This window comes from Bacillus sp. FSL K6-1106 (assembly GCF_038005245.1).
In the GTDB taxonomy this organism is placed as follows: domain Bacteria; phylum Bacillota; class Bacilli; order Bacillales; family Bacillaceae; genus Bacillus; species Bacillus altitudinis.
Genome location: NZ_JBBOSV010000001.1, coordinates 1,430,399 through 1,446,041 on the forward strand (window position 1 = coordinate 1,430,399; position 15,643 = coordinate 1,446,041).

Genomic DNA, 15,643 nt, shown 5'->3' on the forward strand with positions numbered 1-15,643 from the left:
ATCAAAGCTGAATGCACAGTTTAACCACATAAATGACACGCTTGAAAGGAGCATACGTATGGGATTAAACCGCCAACATCAGCTTCAATTAATCAAAGATATTTTAACTGATCACCAGCTGGATTGCTGCGGAACTGTTGCAGAATATGAACAGGTGGGACGCGTGATTCAATTAATGCTGGCAAAAGAAGATTTGGATGCTGACGTTCGTCAGCTGCTAACAGATATTTATGATTACAGCCAAAAAGGTACCTCTGTCAGTTCAATTGATGCACATATCGAAGCGCATCAATCGCATCTATCTGACTGGGTCGAGAACATTCCACTGTCTTAATGGATGTTTAACCGTTTTAAGAGTGCATGTAGCTCGGCTTGCACTTCTTTTTGCGCCTTTTCATTTCCTTTTCTTTTATGCCAAACGACAAACGATACGGTTTCAGCCAGCACATACCATGCCATGCGTTTTCGCAAGTTGTCGGTCAGCGGAGCACCATACATAGAGAGCCAGCTTTCCCAGTTCTCTTCTTCAACATAATGGTATAAGAGCGGTCCAAGATCAATCGCTGGATCCGCAATCATTGCTCCGTCCCAATCAATTAAATAGAGCTGGTTTTCATCTGTCAGCAGCCAATTATTATGGTTGAGGTCACAATGACATACGACCTTATCCTCGAAATGAACTGCATCCACATGTTTCTCTAAATACTGGATGGCGCGCGTGATATCATGTGAGTCAATCTGCTCTTTTAAGATCGATGCCTTGAGATGCATCAAGATCGATGCCGGGTCAAGCGAGTGCTTTTCTAATCGTTTCAGCATATCGAGCAGCTCTTTTGATGTATGAATTTTTCTTAGCTGCTCCGCTACAGGACGGTCATTCATGTCCTTTGGCTTCAGCTCTCTGCCGCTCAGCCAGTGCTGCGCAGTAATGACATCCCCATTTTCCATCCGTTTTGTCCAGACAAGCTTCGGCACAATGCCTTCAGCTGACAAAACCGCAAGAAACGGTGACGTATTGCGTTTTAAAAATAGCTTTTGGTCATTGTGTGTTGCGAAGTACGCATCTCCCGTAGCGCCTCCAGCAGGAGAGATGTGCCATTCGCTACCTAATATTTGTCCCAACCAGTTCATATCAATTTTCAACCCATCATTTCTTAAAATATTTTAAATCATGCTTTTTTAGTCGACAAAATTCAGCCGATTGAGATCAATTGGCTGTTTATTTTTTATTTATATGATCATAAAAACAAAAAGGACAGCTATTGAGAATGAGATGCTAAACAATAGCCGTCCTATAGATTTTATCGCTACCTTCTTATACTCGTCAAGCAAAACTAGAAAAACAGGACAAGAACCTTATGAAAAGGGAAGTCTTTTTTCATGTTTCTTTTGCTCGTGCGCACACTGGCTGCTTCTTAGCCACGTAATTTTAACGATCGCTCACTAGCCTTAACAAACACTGGAGTGGCGCCAATCACTTCTCCATCAGCGTGAAATAGGATTTTTTCATCTGCCTCCAAGTAGGCTTCTTCATGCTGAAAAAGGGTGACTCCCTCCATTACAAGGTGCTTTTTAAAAACCATTGCACTTAAAAATAAGAGGACTTTCAATGGATTCAAATCCGTGACAACGATTGTTTGAAATCCTGATTGCCTCGCACTTGCTTCCGGCGCTGCTTCCAGCCCGCCTCCATAATATGGGTGATTACATACGATCACAAACCACACTTGGCGAAAAACTTTTCTCTCATTTTCAATAAAAAGAGCAAGGTCAAACGGTTTGAAAGACCATAACGAATGTAGAAAGGACAGCGGGTAGATGATAAACCCGAGTTTGAGTCGGTTGAGCCACTTTTTCCCTCTAAAATGGACCGTTCTCTTCAAGACATGCGCATCAAAACCAACACCAATATGATTGAGAAAAAGAACAGATTGCGGACTTTCTGCATGATCTTGAAAGGAGCCGAGAGAAAATGTTTTCGTCAGCATCCTTTTTTGTTTTCTCACTTCTTTGATCACATCGTGACGCTGGATGCCCAGCCCCTTCGCAGCATCATTCCAATGACCTGCTGGGACAAAGCTTAGCTGCACATGATCAATTTCTTTCAAACCATTCAGTACTTCATGAAATGTGCCGTCACCGCCAATGACGATCAGCCGTTTCAATCTGTCGTCTTGCATAGCGCTAATTTGTCTCGCCAAAACTTCGGCATGTCCTTCATGCTGGGTAAGAAACGATCTGTATGAGATCTCTACCTTTTGTAATTCTTTCTCTATGCTTCTCCAAGTGCGGAGTCCTTTTCCTTGTCCTGCTACTGGATTGACGATAAAGTACCATTCATTCATATATTAGCTCCACTCAGGTCTCATTTTTTGGTGACCTTGATATGCCTTTAATCGAGCCATTCCTGCCTTCTTTTGCTGTCTGATTCACCATAAGCGAGCAATGCCTTTGTCGCTTTGAATTGCTGGTGCTTTGTCGGCGCCGTGTTTTTCCGCTGCTTGTCAAACCAATCCTCCGCTTTCTTCTTATCGACAACCTCCATCCCGAATGGAACTTCGGGCAAATCAATATACGAGGTGCGGCTGATGAGGATTTTTTTCACAGGAAGCTCTACACCACTTTGCTGTAAAATTTTTGACACAACAGTTCCAGAGCGAAGAAGGCTTGCACAAGGGTTTAAAACGGATTGAACAGCCTTTCCCGTCGCCCGCTTTTCCCAAAAACGTTCCTTCGATCCAATATATACACTGTCTGGCTCTGCCTCTAAGAATGATAAGCAGATGACTTCAAGCGGTGTAATGAGCACTGGACACAATTCCATCTCAGCTTTTTGAATGAGCAGCACCGGCTTGTACATCACAAAATAAGAATCTGGCAGCTGCCTTGCAAGCATCCGCAGCTTTTCATCATAGCGAATGTGATGGGAGACAGTTGAAATATGAGAGATCGTCGAGCTGGCCCATTTTAACTGAACATCGTAAAGATGATCTTTAAAAAAGTGAATCAGCTTCGTTTCATCGGTAGGAACGTTTGTAAAGACACCTTGTTCTATATCTGTTGGCTCGTTAAAAAGACTCAGGTCCCGTTCCTTTTTCATATCGGCTTCTTTTTGCTTTCTTTTTAAGGAGAATTTCTTTCTCTTTTCTTCCTCTTGTTCAGGTGCTTGCTCGATGGCTTGGTCAGCCTGCTTTTGCACCTGCTCTTTGGAAGCCTTTTTTAACTCGTCCCATCTTTGTTTTTTCAATCGAATAAACTGATTGATGTAATGATGCGGGTCTTGTTCATATCGTGATATATAATCTTGGATTTTAATAATTTGCGCCATCTGCTGCTCACTCCAACCTCTAGAATCATTTATGTAGTGTAAATTGTTTGATCGCGTGATAACGCGGGGTTTCTTTTAGACGGATTTCAAATAAAGCGATACTAGAAACCTCCATCGAATATGGTTCTTTCCGTAAGGGTGCTTGTTCTATATAGGACTGTTCCCTATTCCATTTGCGCGCAATCGTCATATGTGGATGAAAGGGTCTCTTTTCGACAGGATGACCTGCTGCCAAAACGGCTGCTTTCACCTTTTCTCTTAGATCCATCAAAGGCTTACTTTCACTAGGCTTTGCAAAAAAGACTCTCGGCCGTTCCTTTTGGCCAAATATTCCTACTTCATTCAGCTTGAGCGGGAAAGCAGACACCTCAGGAGACAGCTGTGCAAGTAGCTCAGAAATCTTATTTAAACGGTCCTCTGGAATCGCACCTAAAAACACAAGGGTGACATGATAATCAATGGGTGCTGTCCATTTTTGAAAGGAAAGTCCGCTCCTCTTGTCTATATCCGCTTTCATTTGATACGCGAGTTGTTCAGGGATTGGAATCCCGATAAAATAATGACGGCTTTCGGCCATATTTTCACCTGTCCTTTTTAACAAACTTTACGAATCCCCATTGATGATAGTATAACTAAAGTAATGCGGAATGAGAAGAAAGGGTGTCACATGATGAAGGTTGCACAAAATATAGCTGAATTAATAGGTCATACACCACTTGTAAAATTACAGCGCCTTCAGCCAGAACATGGCGCTGCTATTTATTTAAAACTAGAATCATTTAATCCTAGCGGAAGTGTAAAAGATCGGGCTGCTTACAATATGATCCTTGAGGCAGAAAAACAAGGAAAGCTCACAAAAGGGGCAACGATTATTGAACCAACAAGCGGAAATACAGGAATTGGCTTAGCGATGAACGCTGCTGCAAGAGGCTACAAAGCCATTCTGATCATGCCTGATACGATGACCCAAGAAAGAATCAATATTTTAAAGGCATACGGCGCACAGGTCGTCTTAACCCCGGGGGAGGAAAAAATGCCAGGCTGTATTCGCAAGGCAGAAGAATTAGCTGCTCAAATTCCTAACAGCTTTATTCCCATGCAATTTGACAATGGTGCGAACCCCGATGCTCATAGAGGGACAACGGCTGTAGAAATTATTGATGCAGTGCAACAGATTGGACAGCCGCTTGCCGCTTTTGTCGCAACTGCTGGAACGGGCGGAACCATTACAGGCACTGGAGAGGAACTCAAAAAAGCATTCCCGGAATTGACGATACATGTGGCAGAGCCAAAGGGGTCTCCTGTTTTATCAGGCGGGAAACCTGGCAAACATAAGCTTGTTGGCACAAGTCCAGGATTTATCCCACAAATTTTAAACGAACAGGTGTATGATGAGATTGTGCAAGTGAGTGATGAAGATGCTTACGACATCACACGAAAGCTCGCCCGTCTTGAAGGTATTTTAGTCGGTCCATCATCTGGCGCGGCATGCTATGCAGCCATTGAAGCAGCCAAGCAAATGCCAAAGGATCACATTGTCATTTGTATGACAGCAGACACGGGTGAACGTTATTTATCAAGTGATGTGTTTCAAGATTAAAAAAGGAACAGGGCGTATGCTCCTGTTCCTTTTAGATTGTTGACAAAGGGCTAAAATGAACTTGATTTTAGCCCTTTGTCTTCTTTTCAGCGTGATAGAAAACCTTTGCAGCCCTAGGAAGGACGAGTACTAGCGCGGAGCGAATTTGACATTCGTGAGCACCAGAGCGCAGGACTGACAAAGAATGCGAGGGTTTGTCTACACGCTGAAAGGAACAACTCAGACCGTCTTGACCTCAGTCTGTTCGCCTGTCACAAGTAAAACTTGTTCATCAGTGAGCGGGCATAAAGAGAGCGTATTTTGATCTTTCTCTATGATATGCTGCGCGGCTTCACCTAAATAAGGATTGTTTATATGCGGTACCGGATAGCTGTTGATCTCATAGAATCCTTCAAAGGAAGATAATTCTAGCGCTTTCTCCTGATCATCCATCAGTGAGATGTATTCAATGCTTGGCGCCATGATAATACTCCCCGCGGATTCTCCGATATACAGCTTGCCTTTACCGATCTCTTCTTTCAATACACGATCGAGCCCGTGCTTTCTTAATTCTTGCAGCAAATAAAAGGTATTGCCGCCAGATACATACATGACATCATTCTTTCCAATGATCTGTGTGATCTCCTGAACCGTTTGCTCGGGCAGCTGAACAGTCTCTACACGCATTTCTAATTGATGAAAGGCTTCTTTTGCTGCATCGACATAGTGCGTGACTTCTTCCACTTCACTGGCTGCCGGAATGAATGTCACACTTTTTCCTTTTAAGGTGTCGCCTGCAAAGTCAGACAAGAGAGAATAGCTGTCTTTGAATGAAGAGCATAAGAACATTTTTTTCACGGTGAAACCCCTCTTCTCTTTCCTTTTTTATTTCGCCAATTCATACATGGCTTGTGCATATAGCGCAGTTGCTCGTAGTAAATCATCGATTTCGATATATTCATCCTTTTGATGTGCACAATCAGGTCTTCCTGGGAATAGAGGGCCAAAGGCAACGCCTGCTTCTAATGACCTTGCATACGTTCCTCCCCCAATCGCAATAAGATGGGCAGGATCTCCTGTTTGTTCTTCGTAGACACGCTGTAATGTTTTCACAAGTGGATGGTCTTTTGAGACGTGATGAGGAGGACTGTCATCAAATTTCTCAATCGCTGCCCCTTTTATTCGTTCAATCCCTTTTTTGACTTCCTCACCGTCCGCTGTTACAGGATAGCGGACATTCAGCCCAAGCTTCGCTTCTTCGTTTTGCGAATAGCGGATTGTGCCAACATTCAAGGTCAAGTCACCACTAATATCATCTTTACAAGCGATGCCGAGTTTTTGTCCTCTTGTGTCTTGATCAAATAAAGCATTTATTTGTGATGTAAAAGCGAGCCCTCTTTCATCTAATTCATGCGCACATAAGAAATTCGCCATATGAATGCCCGCATTTGTGCCATTCGCCGGCTCCATTGCATGAACTGATACACCTTTTAATGTGAATGTCAGTCCATCTGCTGTATGGTTTGTCTCACCGGTTAGCTGATTTTCTGCAAGATAGGCTGCAAAAGCCGTTTTTAAGGCTTCAGCATCATGATCATTTGCTGCTGCCACAATCGCGCGAGCCTCATCTGGGACCATATTAAGACGCATGCCTGATGTGAATTGCTTGAGGATGTAACGCTTGTTTTCTTCTGATTGTTCGTATGTAAAGGATACGATGGCATCTATGATCCCTTTTTCAGCATGAATAATTGGAAAATCAGCATCTGGCGCAAACCCAATTTGCGGCATCGCCTCATGCTTGAAATAGTGATCGACGCATCTCCAATCGCTTTCTTCATCTGTGCCAATGATGATTCGAATCTTTTTCGACAGCGGTAGACCGGCATCTTTTAACATTTTCAATGCGTAAAACGCCGCCATGGTCGGCCCTTTATCATCAATGGCTCCTCTTGCAAAGATTTTATTTTCTCTTATGTCCGCTGAAAATGGCGGGGTTGTCCAGTCGTCTCCCGCAGGCACGACATCCACATGGCATAGCACACCGACGATATCTTCGCCTTCTCCATATTCAATATGACCAGCATAACCATCAACATTTTTCACTTTGAAGCCCTCGTCCTGCCCTTTTTTGAGCATATACTGAAGAGCCTCATCCACTTTTTCACCGAACGGTTTTCCTGCTATGCCGCCTTCTTCATCCAAGACACTTTCAATTTGTAAAAAAGATTGTGTATCCTGAATCAAATTGTCTTTTTTTCGTATGACTTCTGCTTCCCAATTCATTTTTCCATTCCTCCTTGAAAAAAGGTTGCAATCCACCCTTAAAACGAATATTATATTAAGTGTTTTGTAATAATGTTCGTAAATGGAGGATTTTATGTTTCAGTTAAAAGAGAACCAAACCAATATAAAGAAAGAATTACTCGCTGGTATGACGACATTCTTTACGATGGTATATATTGTAGCCGTCAATCCAGGAATCCTTTCAGATGCAGGCATTCCTTTTGACCAAGTCTTTACTGCAACCATTATCGCTGCTGTTGTCGGTACACTCTGGATGGCACTCTTTGCAAACTATCCGATTGCCATTGCACCAGGTATGGGGCTGAATGTCTATTTCACCGTCACTGTTGTCGGTGGTGGGGGTCTCAGCTATCAAACAGCATTTAGTGCGGTATTTGTTGCTGGAATACTCTTTATCATTTTATCGTTAACATCCCTTAGAAAACAACTCATTGAGGCGATTCCAGATAATTTAAAGTACGGGATTACAGCAGGTATCGGACTATTTATTGCATTCATTGGGCTAAGACAGTCTGGAATCATCACTGCTGATCCACAAAATCTTGTGAAGCTTGGCAATTTAAGCTCACCTGTTGTCATTTTGACACTCGTTGGTTTAATGATTTCTGTCATATTAATGGTTCTTCAAGTGAATGGAGCGCTGTTTATCGGCATGTTAGCAACCACGTTAATTGCACTTGCAACAGGTCAGCTTCATTTTCCTAAAGTGCTAGTGGATACCCCAGCACTGCCTGAAGGAATGCTGATTACAAATCCATTCGCTGCGTTTGGCGATGTATTTTCCCATCACTTGTATGCTGTTGTCTTCTCCTTTTTACTTGTGACGATTTTTGATACAACTGGAACAATGATCGGGGTTGCGGAACAAGCAGGTTTAATGAAAAATGGTCAGCTCCCAAAAGTACGCAGAGCCTTACTTGCTGACTCTGCTGCAACGACAATTGGCTCAATGTTTGGAACAAGCCCAACCACAGCTTACATTGAATCTTCATCAGGAGTGGCTGCTGGCGGAAGAACTGGACTGACCTCTTTAACCGTTGCTGCATTGTTTATTGTGGCTTTGTTTTTTGGTCCGCTCGTTCAAGCCATTTCGTCTTTGCCGTCCATCACTTCACCTGTCTTAATCATTGTCGGCTGTTTGATGATGAATTCAGTGTCACGTATTCGCTGGAATGAGCTTGACGAAGCATTTCCTGCTTTTCTTGTGATTCTTTCCATGCCGCTGACATCTAGCATCTCTACAGGAATTTCACTAGGATTTATTTCATATCCACTTGTGAAGCTGGCAAAAGGAAAATGGAAAGAAGTGCATATTCTTGTGCTCATTTTTGCCGTCTTATTTTTCGTGCAGCTCTTTTTCTTAGAAGGATAACCAAAATAAAAAGACACATTTCTCATTTGAATGTGTCTTTTTTGTATGAATGATTTTTTATTTTGTAAATTTTCTGTGTTTATTTTTTGCTCTTTCTTAAGTGGCAATTTTCTTTATACACCTTGTGTTTATTGGGTTGTAACCGGATTCAAATCATGATATATACCATAATTTCATTCATGAAGACAAGTTTAAAAACACGTAAAGTTGACTTTTTGGTGGAACTAGATGCATAATAACGTGTATAATAGAATAAAACATTAAGAAACACGAACATTTACCATTGTTGCATGTCCTTATGTCGCAGTTTTAGTGTAGTAAGTTGTGGTTAGTCAAGTCCATCCGATCTTATTGATAGGGAGTGGTTTTTTGAAACCTTCAACAAACCGTATGATGACTCGAATAAAATCAGTTTATATGTTCATTCAAGAGAAAGGTCTTGTGACGACACAAGAGCTGGTTGATGAATTCGGGATCACACCTAGAACCATCCAAAGAGACTTAAACGTGCTTGCCTATAACGATCTTGTTCATAGTCCAAGCAGAGGCAAATGGGAAACAACGAGAAAAAAAGTAAAAATATCATCATAAGCGAATAATGAACTTCCATATAACAAAAAGAACCGGCGATATGCCGGTTCTTTTCATTTTGTTGACAAAGGGCTAAAATGAACTTGATTTTAGCCCTTTGTCTTCTTTTCATTTGCTCTATATTAATCACGATTGATTAAGCTGTCTAACTCTTCTTCCGTCAATTCACGGTATTCTCCTGACGCCAAATCTTCGTCTAATGAAACAGCTCCCATCGAGAGCCGTTTTAAAAAGATCACTTCATTGCCCACTGCTTGTGCCATCAGCTTCACTTGATGGTACTTCCCTTCAGTAATCGTTAAACGGATTCGTGTATCTGCCTCTTGGTTGGCATCTACTTCAACCTTCGCTGGCTTCGTTCGGTAGTCGTCTAAAATCACAACTCCCTCTTCAAGACGAGTGATGTCTTGATCTCCAAGCGGGTATTTTAGATGAACTTCATACGTTTTCGGGACATGCTTTTTCGGAGATAACAATTGATGAGCAAGCTGGCCGTCATTTGTAAGGAGGAGGAGACCGACTGTATCCTTATCCAGTCTCCCCACAGGGAATGGCTCCCTTGCAATATCCTCTGGCTCTAGTAAATCAACAACCGTCTCATCTCGCAGATCCTCCGTTGCTGAAATGACACCGTCTGGCTTGTTCATCATGAGATAAATGAATTCTTTATACTCTACACGCTCTCCATGCACGAGCACTTCATCATTTGTTGGATCGACATGATCTTTCACCTGCTTCGCCACTTCTCCATTCACTGTGACAGCTCGGGCCTTGACCAGCTTCTTTACATCTTTCCTTGAACCAAAGCCGGTATTGGCCAGCAATTTATCAAGCCTCATGCTTCTCCACCTCTTCTTAACTCTTTTTTCTTAAAAATGATGGCATCCGGCTGCCAAGTACACGCTCTAACAATCCAACTTTATAAGATAAGAACATATACACACCGCCGCCAGTGATCATTGAAATCAAAATAACAATACCAGCTTGTATGATTCCACCTTCATATGAAATGACTTGACTTACAAGCTGACATGTCACATAAGCCACTACAGCCATGATTGCCGTTAAAATACCAATCAAAATAAACCGTTTAAAAATCCTGCGGAACGAATAGCCTGCATGGCGCTTGATCATGATGAACATATACAAGATCGAGGCACTGTAGCCTAATGCCGTTGCAAGCACAGAACCGTTTCCTTGCAGCCAGCTAATCAGCGGGATATTGAGAACCGTTTTAATGATAATCCCTAACAAAAGACTGACGATCGCAAATTTTTGTTTGTTAATCCCTTGTAAAATCGCTGCGTTAATGGTGAATAAAGAAAACAGTAACGCAACAGGTGCATACCAAAACAAAATAGAAGTCCCAATCTCAGGATGCACAGACGGATAGAAAAACCAATAAACTGGTCCAGCCAATGCCGAAATACCAAATGAAGCAGGCAGAACGAAGAATAAAATGACCTGCATCGTTTGATCAATTTGTCGATTCAGCAGCTTGTAATTTCGCGCTGTAAAGGATTCCGTTATGGTAGGAATCAATGTTAAACCAAATGCAGTTGCAAGTGACACAGGAATCATGACAAGCTTCGGTAAATATAACGTCACAATAGACAGAACCGCTGTACTAATATCCTGATGTCCTGATGCAATCATCGCTCTGTTAATTGTATTTGTATCAATATAAGAATAAATCGGAATGGCAAGCCCAACAAACACATAGGGTGCTGCATAACTGAACAGCTCTGTAAACATTTGCTTATAAGATAATCCAGAATAGTCCCCTGTATTCGGCTGCATTGCCAAAAGCCGATCTTTCCGCTTCAGCCAATATAAATAAAGCGTAAATAGACCGCCAAACGCACCAATGAGTGCGGCAAATGTGGCATAACCAACCGCAATAACAAGACCGCCGTCAAGCACTTTTAAAATGATAAACGTCGCTGTTAATAGGAAGATGATTCTGACAAGTTGTTCGATGACTTGGGAAACAGCTGTCGGGCCCATCATCGAGTGCCCTTGGAAAAACCCTCGCACAAGACTCATAATGGGTACAACCAATAGACCCAAACTGACCATCCGAATCACATAAACCACTTGATCGACCGTCAAACCGCCCGTTTCATTCGATCCTCCAAGCTGAATCTTGGCAAAGATCGGTGCGGTCAAATATAAAATAGAAAAGGCGATAATACCGGTGACAAGCATGACCGACATACCCGCCCTGAACATTTTTCTTGTTGTCTCATAATCGCCGATTGCATTATATTTAGAGACGAATTTCGATACCGCTGTTGGAAAACCGAGCGTAGCAATACTTAAAAAGATCGTATACTGATTGTATCCATATTGGAATAGCGCACCACCAGTCGCGCCGACCATTGCGCTAAATGGAATTAAGTAAATCATACCAAGAATACGAGAGAGATAAGTCCCTATCGTTAAAACCAACGTACCACGAAGCAGTTTATTAGACATGCGCTTAACCACCATTTTTCTAATGAATATTCAACTTAACTATTTTAACACATCATTTCATCGCACAGGTAACAAATCCAATACAGAAGTCACAAAACCAATCAATTCATATTTCAGCCTTCCCCAATCTTCGTTATAATAGAGAAATGACTGAAAGTAGAAAGAGGAATGTAACATGAAACATTATGATGTCATTGTCATTGGCGGTGGACCTTCTGGACTGATGGCCGCGATTGCATCGGCAGAACACGGTGCATCGGTTCTGTTAATTGACAAAGGAAACAAACTTGGCAGAAAACTCGCCATTTCTGGCGGTGGACGCTGCAATGTGACCAATCGCCTTCCAGTAGAAGAAATCATCAAGCATATTCCCGGAAACGGCCGTTTTCTATATAGTGCATTTTCTGAGTTCAATAACGAGGATATTATTTCGTTCTTTGAAAATCTAGGTATTGAACTAAAAGAAGAAGACCATGGACGTATGTTCCCTGTCTCAAACAAAGCACAATCTGTTGTGGATGCCCTATTAGATAGGCTCCGCGTGCTCAATGTGACCATTCGAACGAATGAAAAGATTAAAACCGTTCTGTATCAAGACGGACAAGCAGCTGGAATTGTTACAAATAATGATGAAAAAATTTCAAGTCATGCCGTTGTCATTGCTGTTGGCGGGAAAAGTGTGCCACATACAGGCTCTACTGGCGATGGCTATGCATGGGCAGAAGCCGCTGGTCATACCATTACAGAGCTCTTCCCAACAGAAGTACCCGTCACGTCAGACGAGCGTTTTATTAAGGACAAAGTGCTTCAAGGTCTTTCATTAAGAAGTGTGGCCGTGAGTGTTTTAAATAAAAAAGGAAAACCCGTCGTCACTCATGTCATGGATATGATCTTTACACACTTTGGCTTATCAGGTCCTGCCGTTCTGAGATGCAGCGGATTTGTTGTGAAGGAACTGAAAAAGCAGCCGGCCGTCCGTCTTCAAATTGACTTATACCCAAAGCTCAATGACGAGGAGCTATTCCAAAAGCTTCATCGTGATTTAAAAGATGAACCAAAAAAAGCCATTAAAAATGTCCTGAAATCTTGGATGCAAGAGCGCTATTTATTGTTCCTTTTAGAACGAAATGGCATTGATCCGCAGGAGACATTTTCTGGTCTGGCTAAAGATAAACTGCGCGCTTTTGCTCATGATTGTAAACATTTCATCGTCCATGCTAATGGGACGCTTTCTTTAGATAAAGCCTTTGTTACAGGTGGCGGCGTTTCTGTCAAAGAAATTGAACCGAAGAAAATGGCATCCAAAAAAATGGCCGGTCTTTATTTCTGCGGAGAAATTTTAGATATTCACGGTTACACAGGCGGTTACAATATTACGTCAGCACTTGTGACAGGCAGGTTAGCTGGCATGAATGCCGCACTAGAAGTAAAGGAGAGATTTCAATGATTAGACGCGCACTTCCAATTGTCCTTGCAGTTGTCATTAGTTTGACAGCCGCTTTCTTTATGAAGCTGTCCATTACCCCGTTAAAAGTCGCCATTGTTTTAGCGTTTACGATTTTCGCTGTTTGTTTAAAAGAATATGTCTACCGTCTGCGCAAACGAATTGAAGAAAAGTCATCTTCACATATCGATGGTTGATAAATGGAAGCAAAACATGTTACGGTAAAATAGAGGTCGAGTGAGAAACTCGCCTCTTTTTGTTTGAAAATAGTTGAGACAGGGGATATTAAACAAAATCCTCTGCTTAAACGTGTAGAACAACAGGAGAGTGAGATGGTGTGAAAAACGTATCAAGTGTATTTTGGATTGTGATTGCTATCACATTTATTGCTGTTCTATGGGGAGCCTTTTCTCCAGAATCACTGCAAAATGTGACAGATCAAATTCAAACATACATTACAAATGACTTTGGCTGGTATTATTTATTAGTCGTATCACTGCTTGTCGGCTTTTGTCTATTCTTTATCTTTAGCCCTATCGGAAAAATTACATTAGGTAAGCCAGGTGAAGAGCCTGAATTTGGTCTTTTTTCTTGGTTTGCGATGCTATTTAGTGCTGGAATGGGCATTGGGCTTGTTTTTTACGGAGCAGCTGAACCGATCAGTCATTATGCGATTCAATCACCAACGGGTGACACTGAAACTGCACAAGCCTTCCGTGATTCCCTTCGTTATACTTTTTTCCACTGGGGACTTCATGCATGGGCGATCTATGCCATTGTTGCGCTTTGCATTGCATACTTTAAATTTAGAAAAGATGCGCCTGGCTTAATCAGTGCAACACTGCAGCCAGTTTTAGGAGATAAAACGCACGGATGGATCGGAAAAACCATCGATTGTATTGCTGTGTTTGCGACAGTTGTTGGTGTTGCAACGAGCTTAGGATTAGGCGCAGCACAAATCAATGGTGGATTGGATTATCTATTTAACATTCCAAATGCCTTTAGCACACAATTGATTATTATCATCATTGTGACGGTGCTCTTCCTTGCATCTGCTCTTAGCGGTATTGGTAAAGGGATTAAATATTTAAGTAATATCAACATGGTATTAGCAGCTGTTCTGATGTTTTTCTTACTTTTGGTAGGTCCAACAGTTTATATTTTAAATTCATTTACTGACTCTATTGGACAATACTTATCCAACATCGTTCAAATGAGCTTTCGCTTATCTCCAAATGACCCTGAAAAGAGAGAATGGATTAACGGATGGACGATCTTTTATTGGGCATGGTGGATCTCTTGGGCACCATTTGTCGGGATCTTTATTGCACGTGTATCACGTGGACGAACCATTCGAGAGTTTTTAGTTGGTGTGTTAGTTGCTCCATCTATCCTTGTATTTCTTTGGTTCTCTATTTTCGGTGTTTCTGCGATGGACTTACAGCAAAAGAATATTGTCGATGTTGCAGGCCTTTCTACGGAAACCATGCTTTTTGGTGTACTAAATGAATATCCGCTGGCAATGATCACATCGATTCTAGCTCTTATTTTAATTGCGGTATTCTTTATCACATCAGCAGACTCAGCCACTTTTGTGCTTGGCATGCAGACAACCTATGGATCATTAAATCCATCCAATAGTGTAAAGATCAGCTGGGGTATTATCCAGTCAGCAGTTGCGGCAGTGCTCTTATTTTCAGGCGGTCTTGAAGCCTTGCAAAACACAGCCAAACTTGCTGCTTTACCGTTCTCTGTTGTCATCATTTTAATGATTGTATCTCTGTACAAATCATTAAATGAAGAACGAAGAGCGATTAAACAAGCAAATAAGTACAATAAACCAAGAAGTCCAAGAGTAAAAAAAGCATAATCATCACAAGAGAAAAGTCGTTCCTCATCCGAACGGCTTTTTTTCTCGTTGAAATAATTGAAGATTGTCATGACATTGTGTATTCCGATAAAATAGTGTTGAATCATCACTTTTCTACATAATGGAGGTTTATATGACGTTACCTACGTTCAAGTACAACCCAGACCCAGTTTCATTACATGTGATTAAAAAAGAGCAGACGATATGCCCCGTTTGTGAGAAAGAACGAGATTATGTATATCATGGTCCTTTTTATTCTGTTGAAGACGTTTCTGGCATTTGTCCTTGGTGCATTAAAGATGGATCAGCTGCTCAAACATATAATGGAATGTTTCAAGACGATGTGAGTTGTGATGACGTCGATCATGAAGAATATATAGATGAACTGATCTACAGAACGCCGGGTTACCGCGGATGGCAGCAGGAATATTGGTTAAGCCATTGCGGGGATTTTTGCGCGATTGTGCAGTATGTTGGATGGAAAGAGATTGAGCATTTAGAGGAAGAACTCTCAGAGGATATTGAAGAGATTTGCAGTGGTGGACATTTCACAAAAGAGAACCTGAAACAATGGCTCGTGAACGGAGGAGACTTGCAAGGCTACCTCTTTCAATGCGTTCACTGCAAAAAGCATCGTTTACATATTGACGCTAGTTGATCATGTCAAAAGGACC

At 41.8% G+C, this 15,643-nt stretch carries 16 protein-coding genes; 8 read left to right on the top strand and 8 right to left on the bottom strand.

Annotation, left to right across the window (positions count from 1 at the left end; all coding sequences use genetic code 11):
- Nucleotides 1-58: 58 nt before the first annotated feature.
- Nucleotides 59-334, top strand: coding sequence for a YtzH-like family protein (locus MHI20_RS07430; RefSeq protein WP_024719286.1), 276 nt, complete (start codon nucleotides 59-61; stop codon nucleotides 332-334).
- Here the strand turns inward: MHI20_RS07430 and MHI20_RS07435 are convergent.
- The 4 genes from MHI20_RS07435 to thpR all read right to left on the bottom strand — a co-directional run bounded on the left by MHI20_RS07435 (nucleotide 331) and on the right by thpR (nucleotide 3,905).
- On the bottom strand, nucleotides 331-1,131 hold the full coding sequence (locus tag MHI20_RS07435; RefSeq protein WP_026050132.1) for a phosphotransferase family protein: 801 nt from the start codon (nucleotides 1,129-1,131) through the stop codon (nucleotides 331-333). The two genes, MHI20_RS07430 and MHI20_RS07435, sit on opposite strands and share 4 nt — an antisense overlap.
- Before the next feature lie 284 nt (nucleotides 1,132-1,415).
- A complete protein-coding gene (locus tag MHI20_RS07440) occupies nucleotides 1,416-2,345 on the bottom strand; it encodes a YegS/Rv2252/BmrU family lipid kinase (RefSeq protein WP_163116531.1) in 930 nt (309 codons plus the stop codon).
- 47 nt (nucleotides 2,346-2,392) lie between these two features.
- A complete protein-coding gene (locus tag MHI20_RS07445; RefSeq protein WP_039168403.1) occupies nucleotides 2,393-3,328 on the bottom strand; it encodes a hypothetical protein in 936 nt (311 codons plus the stop codon).
- A gap of 25 nt (nucleotides 3,329-3,353) precedes the next feature.
- Nucleotides 3,354-3,905: an RNA 2',3'-cyclic phosphodiesterase gene (gene thpR / locus MHI20_RS07450; protein ID WP_081114430.1), complete on the bottom strand. Its 552-nt coding sequence runs from the start codon at nucleotides 3,903-3,905 to the stop codon at nucleotides 3,354-3,356.
- Nucleotides 3,906-3,998: 93 nt separating this feature from the next.
- Between thpR and cysK the strand changes: the two genes are divergently transcribed.
- The gene (cysK, locus tag MHI20_RS07455) at nucleotides 3,999-4,928 is read left to right on the top strand and encodes a cysteine synthase A (protein ID WP_039964135.1); all 930 of its coding nucleotides are present in this window, start codon (nucleotides 3,999-4,001) and stop codon (nucleotides 4,926-4,928) included.
- Nucleotides 4,929-5,147: 219 nt separating this feature from the next.
- Here cysK and MHI20_RS07460 read toward each other — a convergent pair whose 3' ends face one another.
- Both MHI20_RS07460 and pepV read right to left on the bottom strand, forming a co-directional pair.
- Nucleotides 5,148-5,765: a Type 1 glutamine amidotransferase-like domain-containing protein gene (locus tag MHI20_RS07460; RefSeq protein WP_340937396.1), complete on the bottom strand. Its 618-nt coding sequence runs from the start codon at nucleotides 5,763-5,765 to the stop codon at nucleotides 5,148-5,150.
- A 27-nt stretch (nucleotides 5,766-5,792) separates the two neighbouring features.
- Complete coding sequence (gene pepV, locus MHI20_RS07465) at nucleotides 5,793-7,193, bottom strand: dipeptidase PepV (RefSeq protein WP_217967901.1); 1,401 nt, start codon at nucleotides 7,191-7,193, stop codon at nucleotides 5,793-5,795.
- 94 nt (nucleotides 7,194-7,287) lie between these two features.
- Here pepV and MHI20_RS07470 point away from each other — a divergent pair, with 94 nt between their 5' ends.
- Complete coding sequence (locus tag MHI20_RS07470; RefSeq protein ID WP_017358329.1) at nucleotides 7,288-8,586, top strand: NCS2 family permease; 1,299 nt, start codon at nucleotides 7,288-7,290, stop codon at nucleotides 8,584-8,586.
- A 369-nt stretch (nucleotides 8,587-8,955) separates the two neighbouring features.
- A complete protein-coding gene (locus MHI20_RS07475; protein WP_008356419.1) occupies nucleotides 8,956-9,177 on the top strand; it encodes a DeoR family transcriptional regulator in 222 nt (73 codons plus the stop codon).
- 122 nt (nucleotides 9,178-9,299) lie between these two features.
- Here MHI20_RS07475 and MHI20_RS07480 read toward each other — a convergent pair whose 3' ends face one another.
- Nucleotides 9,300-10,016: a pseudouridine synthase gene (locus tag MHI20_RS07480; RefSeq protein ID WP_340937400.1), complete on the bottom strand. Its 717-nt coding sequence runs from the start codon at nucleotides 10,014-10,016 to the stop codon at nucleotides 9,300-9,302.
- A gap of 16 nt (nucleotides 10,017-10,032) precedes the next feature.
- Complete coding sequence (locus MHI20_RS07485) at nucleotides 10,033-11,655, bottom strand: putative polysaccharide biosynthesis protein (protein WP_017358331.1); 1,623 nt, start codon at nucleotides 11,653-11,655, stop codon at nucleotides 10,033-10,035.
- A gap of 175 nt (nucleotides 11,656-11,830) precedes the next feature.
- On the opposite strand from MHI20_RS07485, the gene MHI20_RS07490 reads away from it, so the two are divergent.
- From MHI20_RS07490 to MHI20_RS07505, 4 genes are all read left to right on the top strand, one after another.
- Entirely contained in the window at nucleotides 11,831-13,102 is a 1,272-nt protein-coding gene (locus tag MHI20_RS07490) for a BaiN/RdsA family NAD(P)/FAD-dependent oxidoreductase (protein ID WP_050827578.1), read from the top strand.
- A complete protein-coding gene (locus MHI20_RS07495) occupies nucleotides 13,099-13,296 on the top strand; it encodes a hypothetical protein (RefSeq protein ID WP_019743705.1) in 198 nt (65 codons plus the stop codon). The genes MHI20_RS07490 and MHI20_RS07495 overlap by 4 nt, the downstream gene beginning before the upstream one ends.
- Nucleotides 13,297-13,436: 140 nt before the next feature.
- Nucleotides 13,437-14,969, top strand: a complete 1,533-nt coding sequence (opuD, locus tag MHI20_RS07500) for a glycine betaine transporter OpuD (protein ID WP_041093413.1) — start codon at nucleotides 13,437-13,439, stop codon at nucleotides 14,967-14,969.
- A 133-nt stretch (nucleotides 14,970-15,102) separates the two neighbouring features.
- Nucleotides 15,103-15,627, top strand: coding sequence for a CbrC family protein (locus tag MHI20_RS07505; RefSeq protein ID WP_017358334.1), 525 nt, complete (start codon nucleotides 15,103-15,105; stop codon nucleotides 15,625-15,627).
- Nucleotides 15,628-15,643 lie beyond the last annotated feature (16 nt).

Excerpts from the sequence above, each read along its gene's own strand:
- MHI20_RS07490 (WP_050827578.1), top strand. The coding sequence starts at position 11,831 with ATGAAACATTATGATGTCATTGTCATTGGCGGTGGACCTTCTGGACTG.
- MHI20_RS07505 (WP_017358334.1), top strand. The coding sequence starts at position 15,103 with ATGACGTTACCTACGTTCAAGTACAACCCAGACCCAGTTTCATTACAT.
- MHI20_RS07485 (WP_017358331.1), bottom strand. The coding sequence starts at position 11,655 with ATGTCTAATAAACTGCTTCGTGGTACGTTGGTTTTAACGATAGGGACT.
- MHI20_RS07440 (WP_163116531.1), bottom strand. The coding sequence starts at position 2,345 with ATGAATGAATGGTACTTTATCGTCAATCCAGTAGCAGGACAAGGAAAA.
- pepV (WP_217967901.1), bottom strand. The coding sequence starts at position 7,193 with ATGAATTGGGAAGCAGAAGTCATACGAAAAAAAGACAATTTGATTCAG.
- cysK (WP_039964135.1), top strand. The coding sequence starts at position 3,999 with ATGAAGGTTGCACAAAATATAGCTGAATTAATAGGTCATACACCACTT.
- MHI20_RS07445 (WP_039168403.1), bottom strand. The coding sequence starts at position 3,328 with ATGGCGCAAATTATTAAAATCCAAGATTATATATCACGATATGAACAA.
- MHI20_RS07480 (WP_340937400.1), bottom strand. The coding sequence starts at position 10,016 with ATGAGGCTTGATAAATTGCTGGCCAATACCGGCTTTGGTTCAAGGAAA.
- thpR (WP_081114430.1), bottom strand. The coding sequence starts at position 3,905 with ATGGCCGAAAGCCGTCATTATTTTATCGGGATTCCAATCCCTGAACAA.
- MHI20_RS07430 (WP_024719286.1), top strand. The coding sequence starts at position 59 with ATGGGATTAAACCGCCAACATCAGCTTCAATTAATCAAAGATATTTTA.
- MHI20_RS07495 (WP_019743705.1), top strand. The coding sequence starts at position 13,099 with ATGATTAGACGCGCACTTCCAATTGTCCTTGCAGTTGTCATTAGTTTG.
- MHI20_RS07470 (WP_017358329.1), top strand. The coding sequence starts at position 7,288 with ATGTTTCAGTTAAAAGAGAACCAAACCAATATAAAGAAAGAATTACTC.
- MHI20_RS07435 (WP_026050132.1), bottom strand. The coding sequence starts at position 1,131 with ATGAACTGGTTGGGACAAATATTAGGTAGCGAATGGCACATCTCTCCT.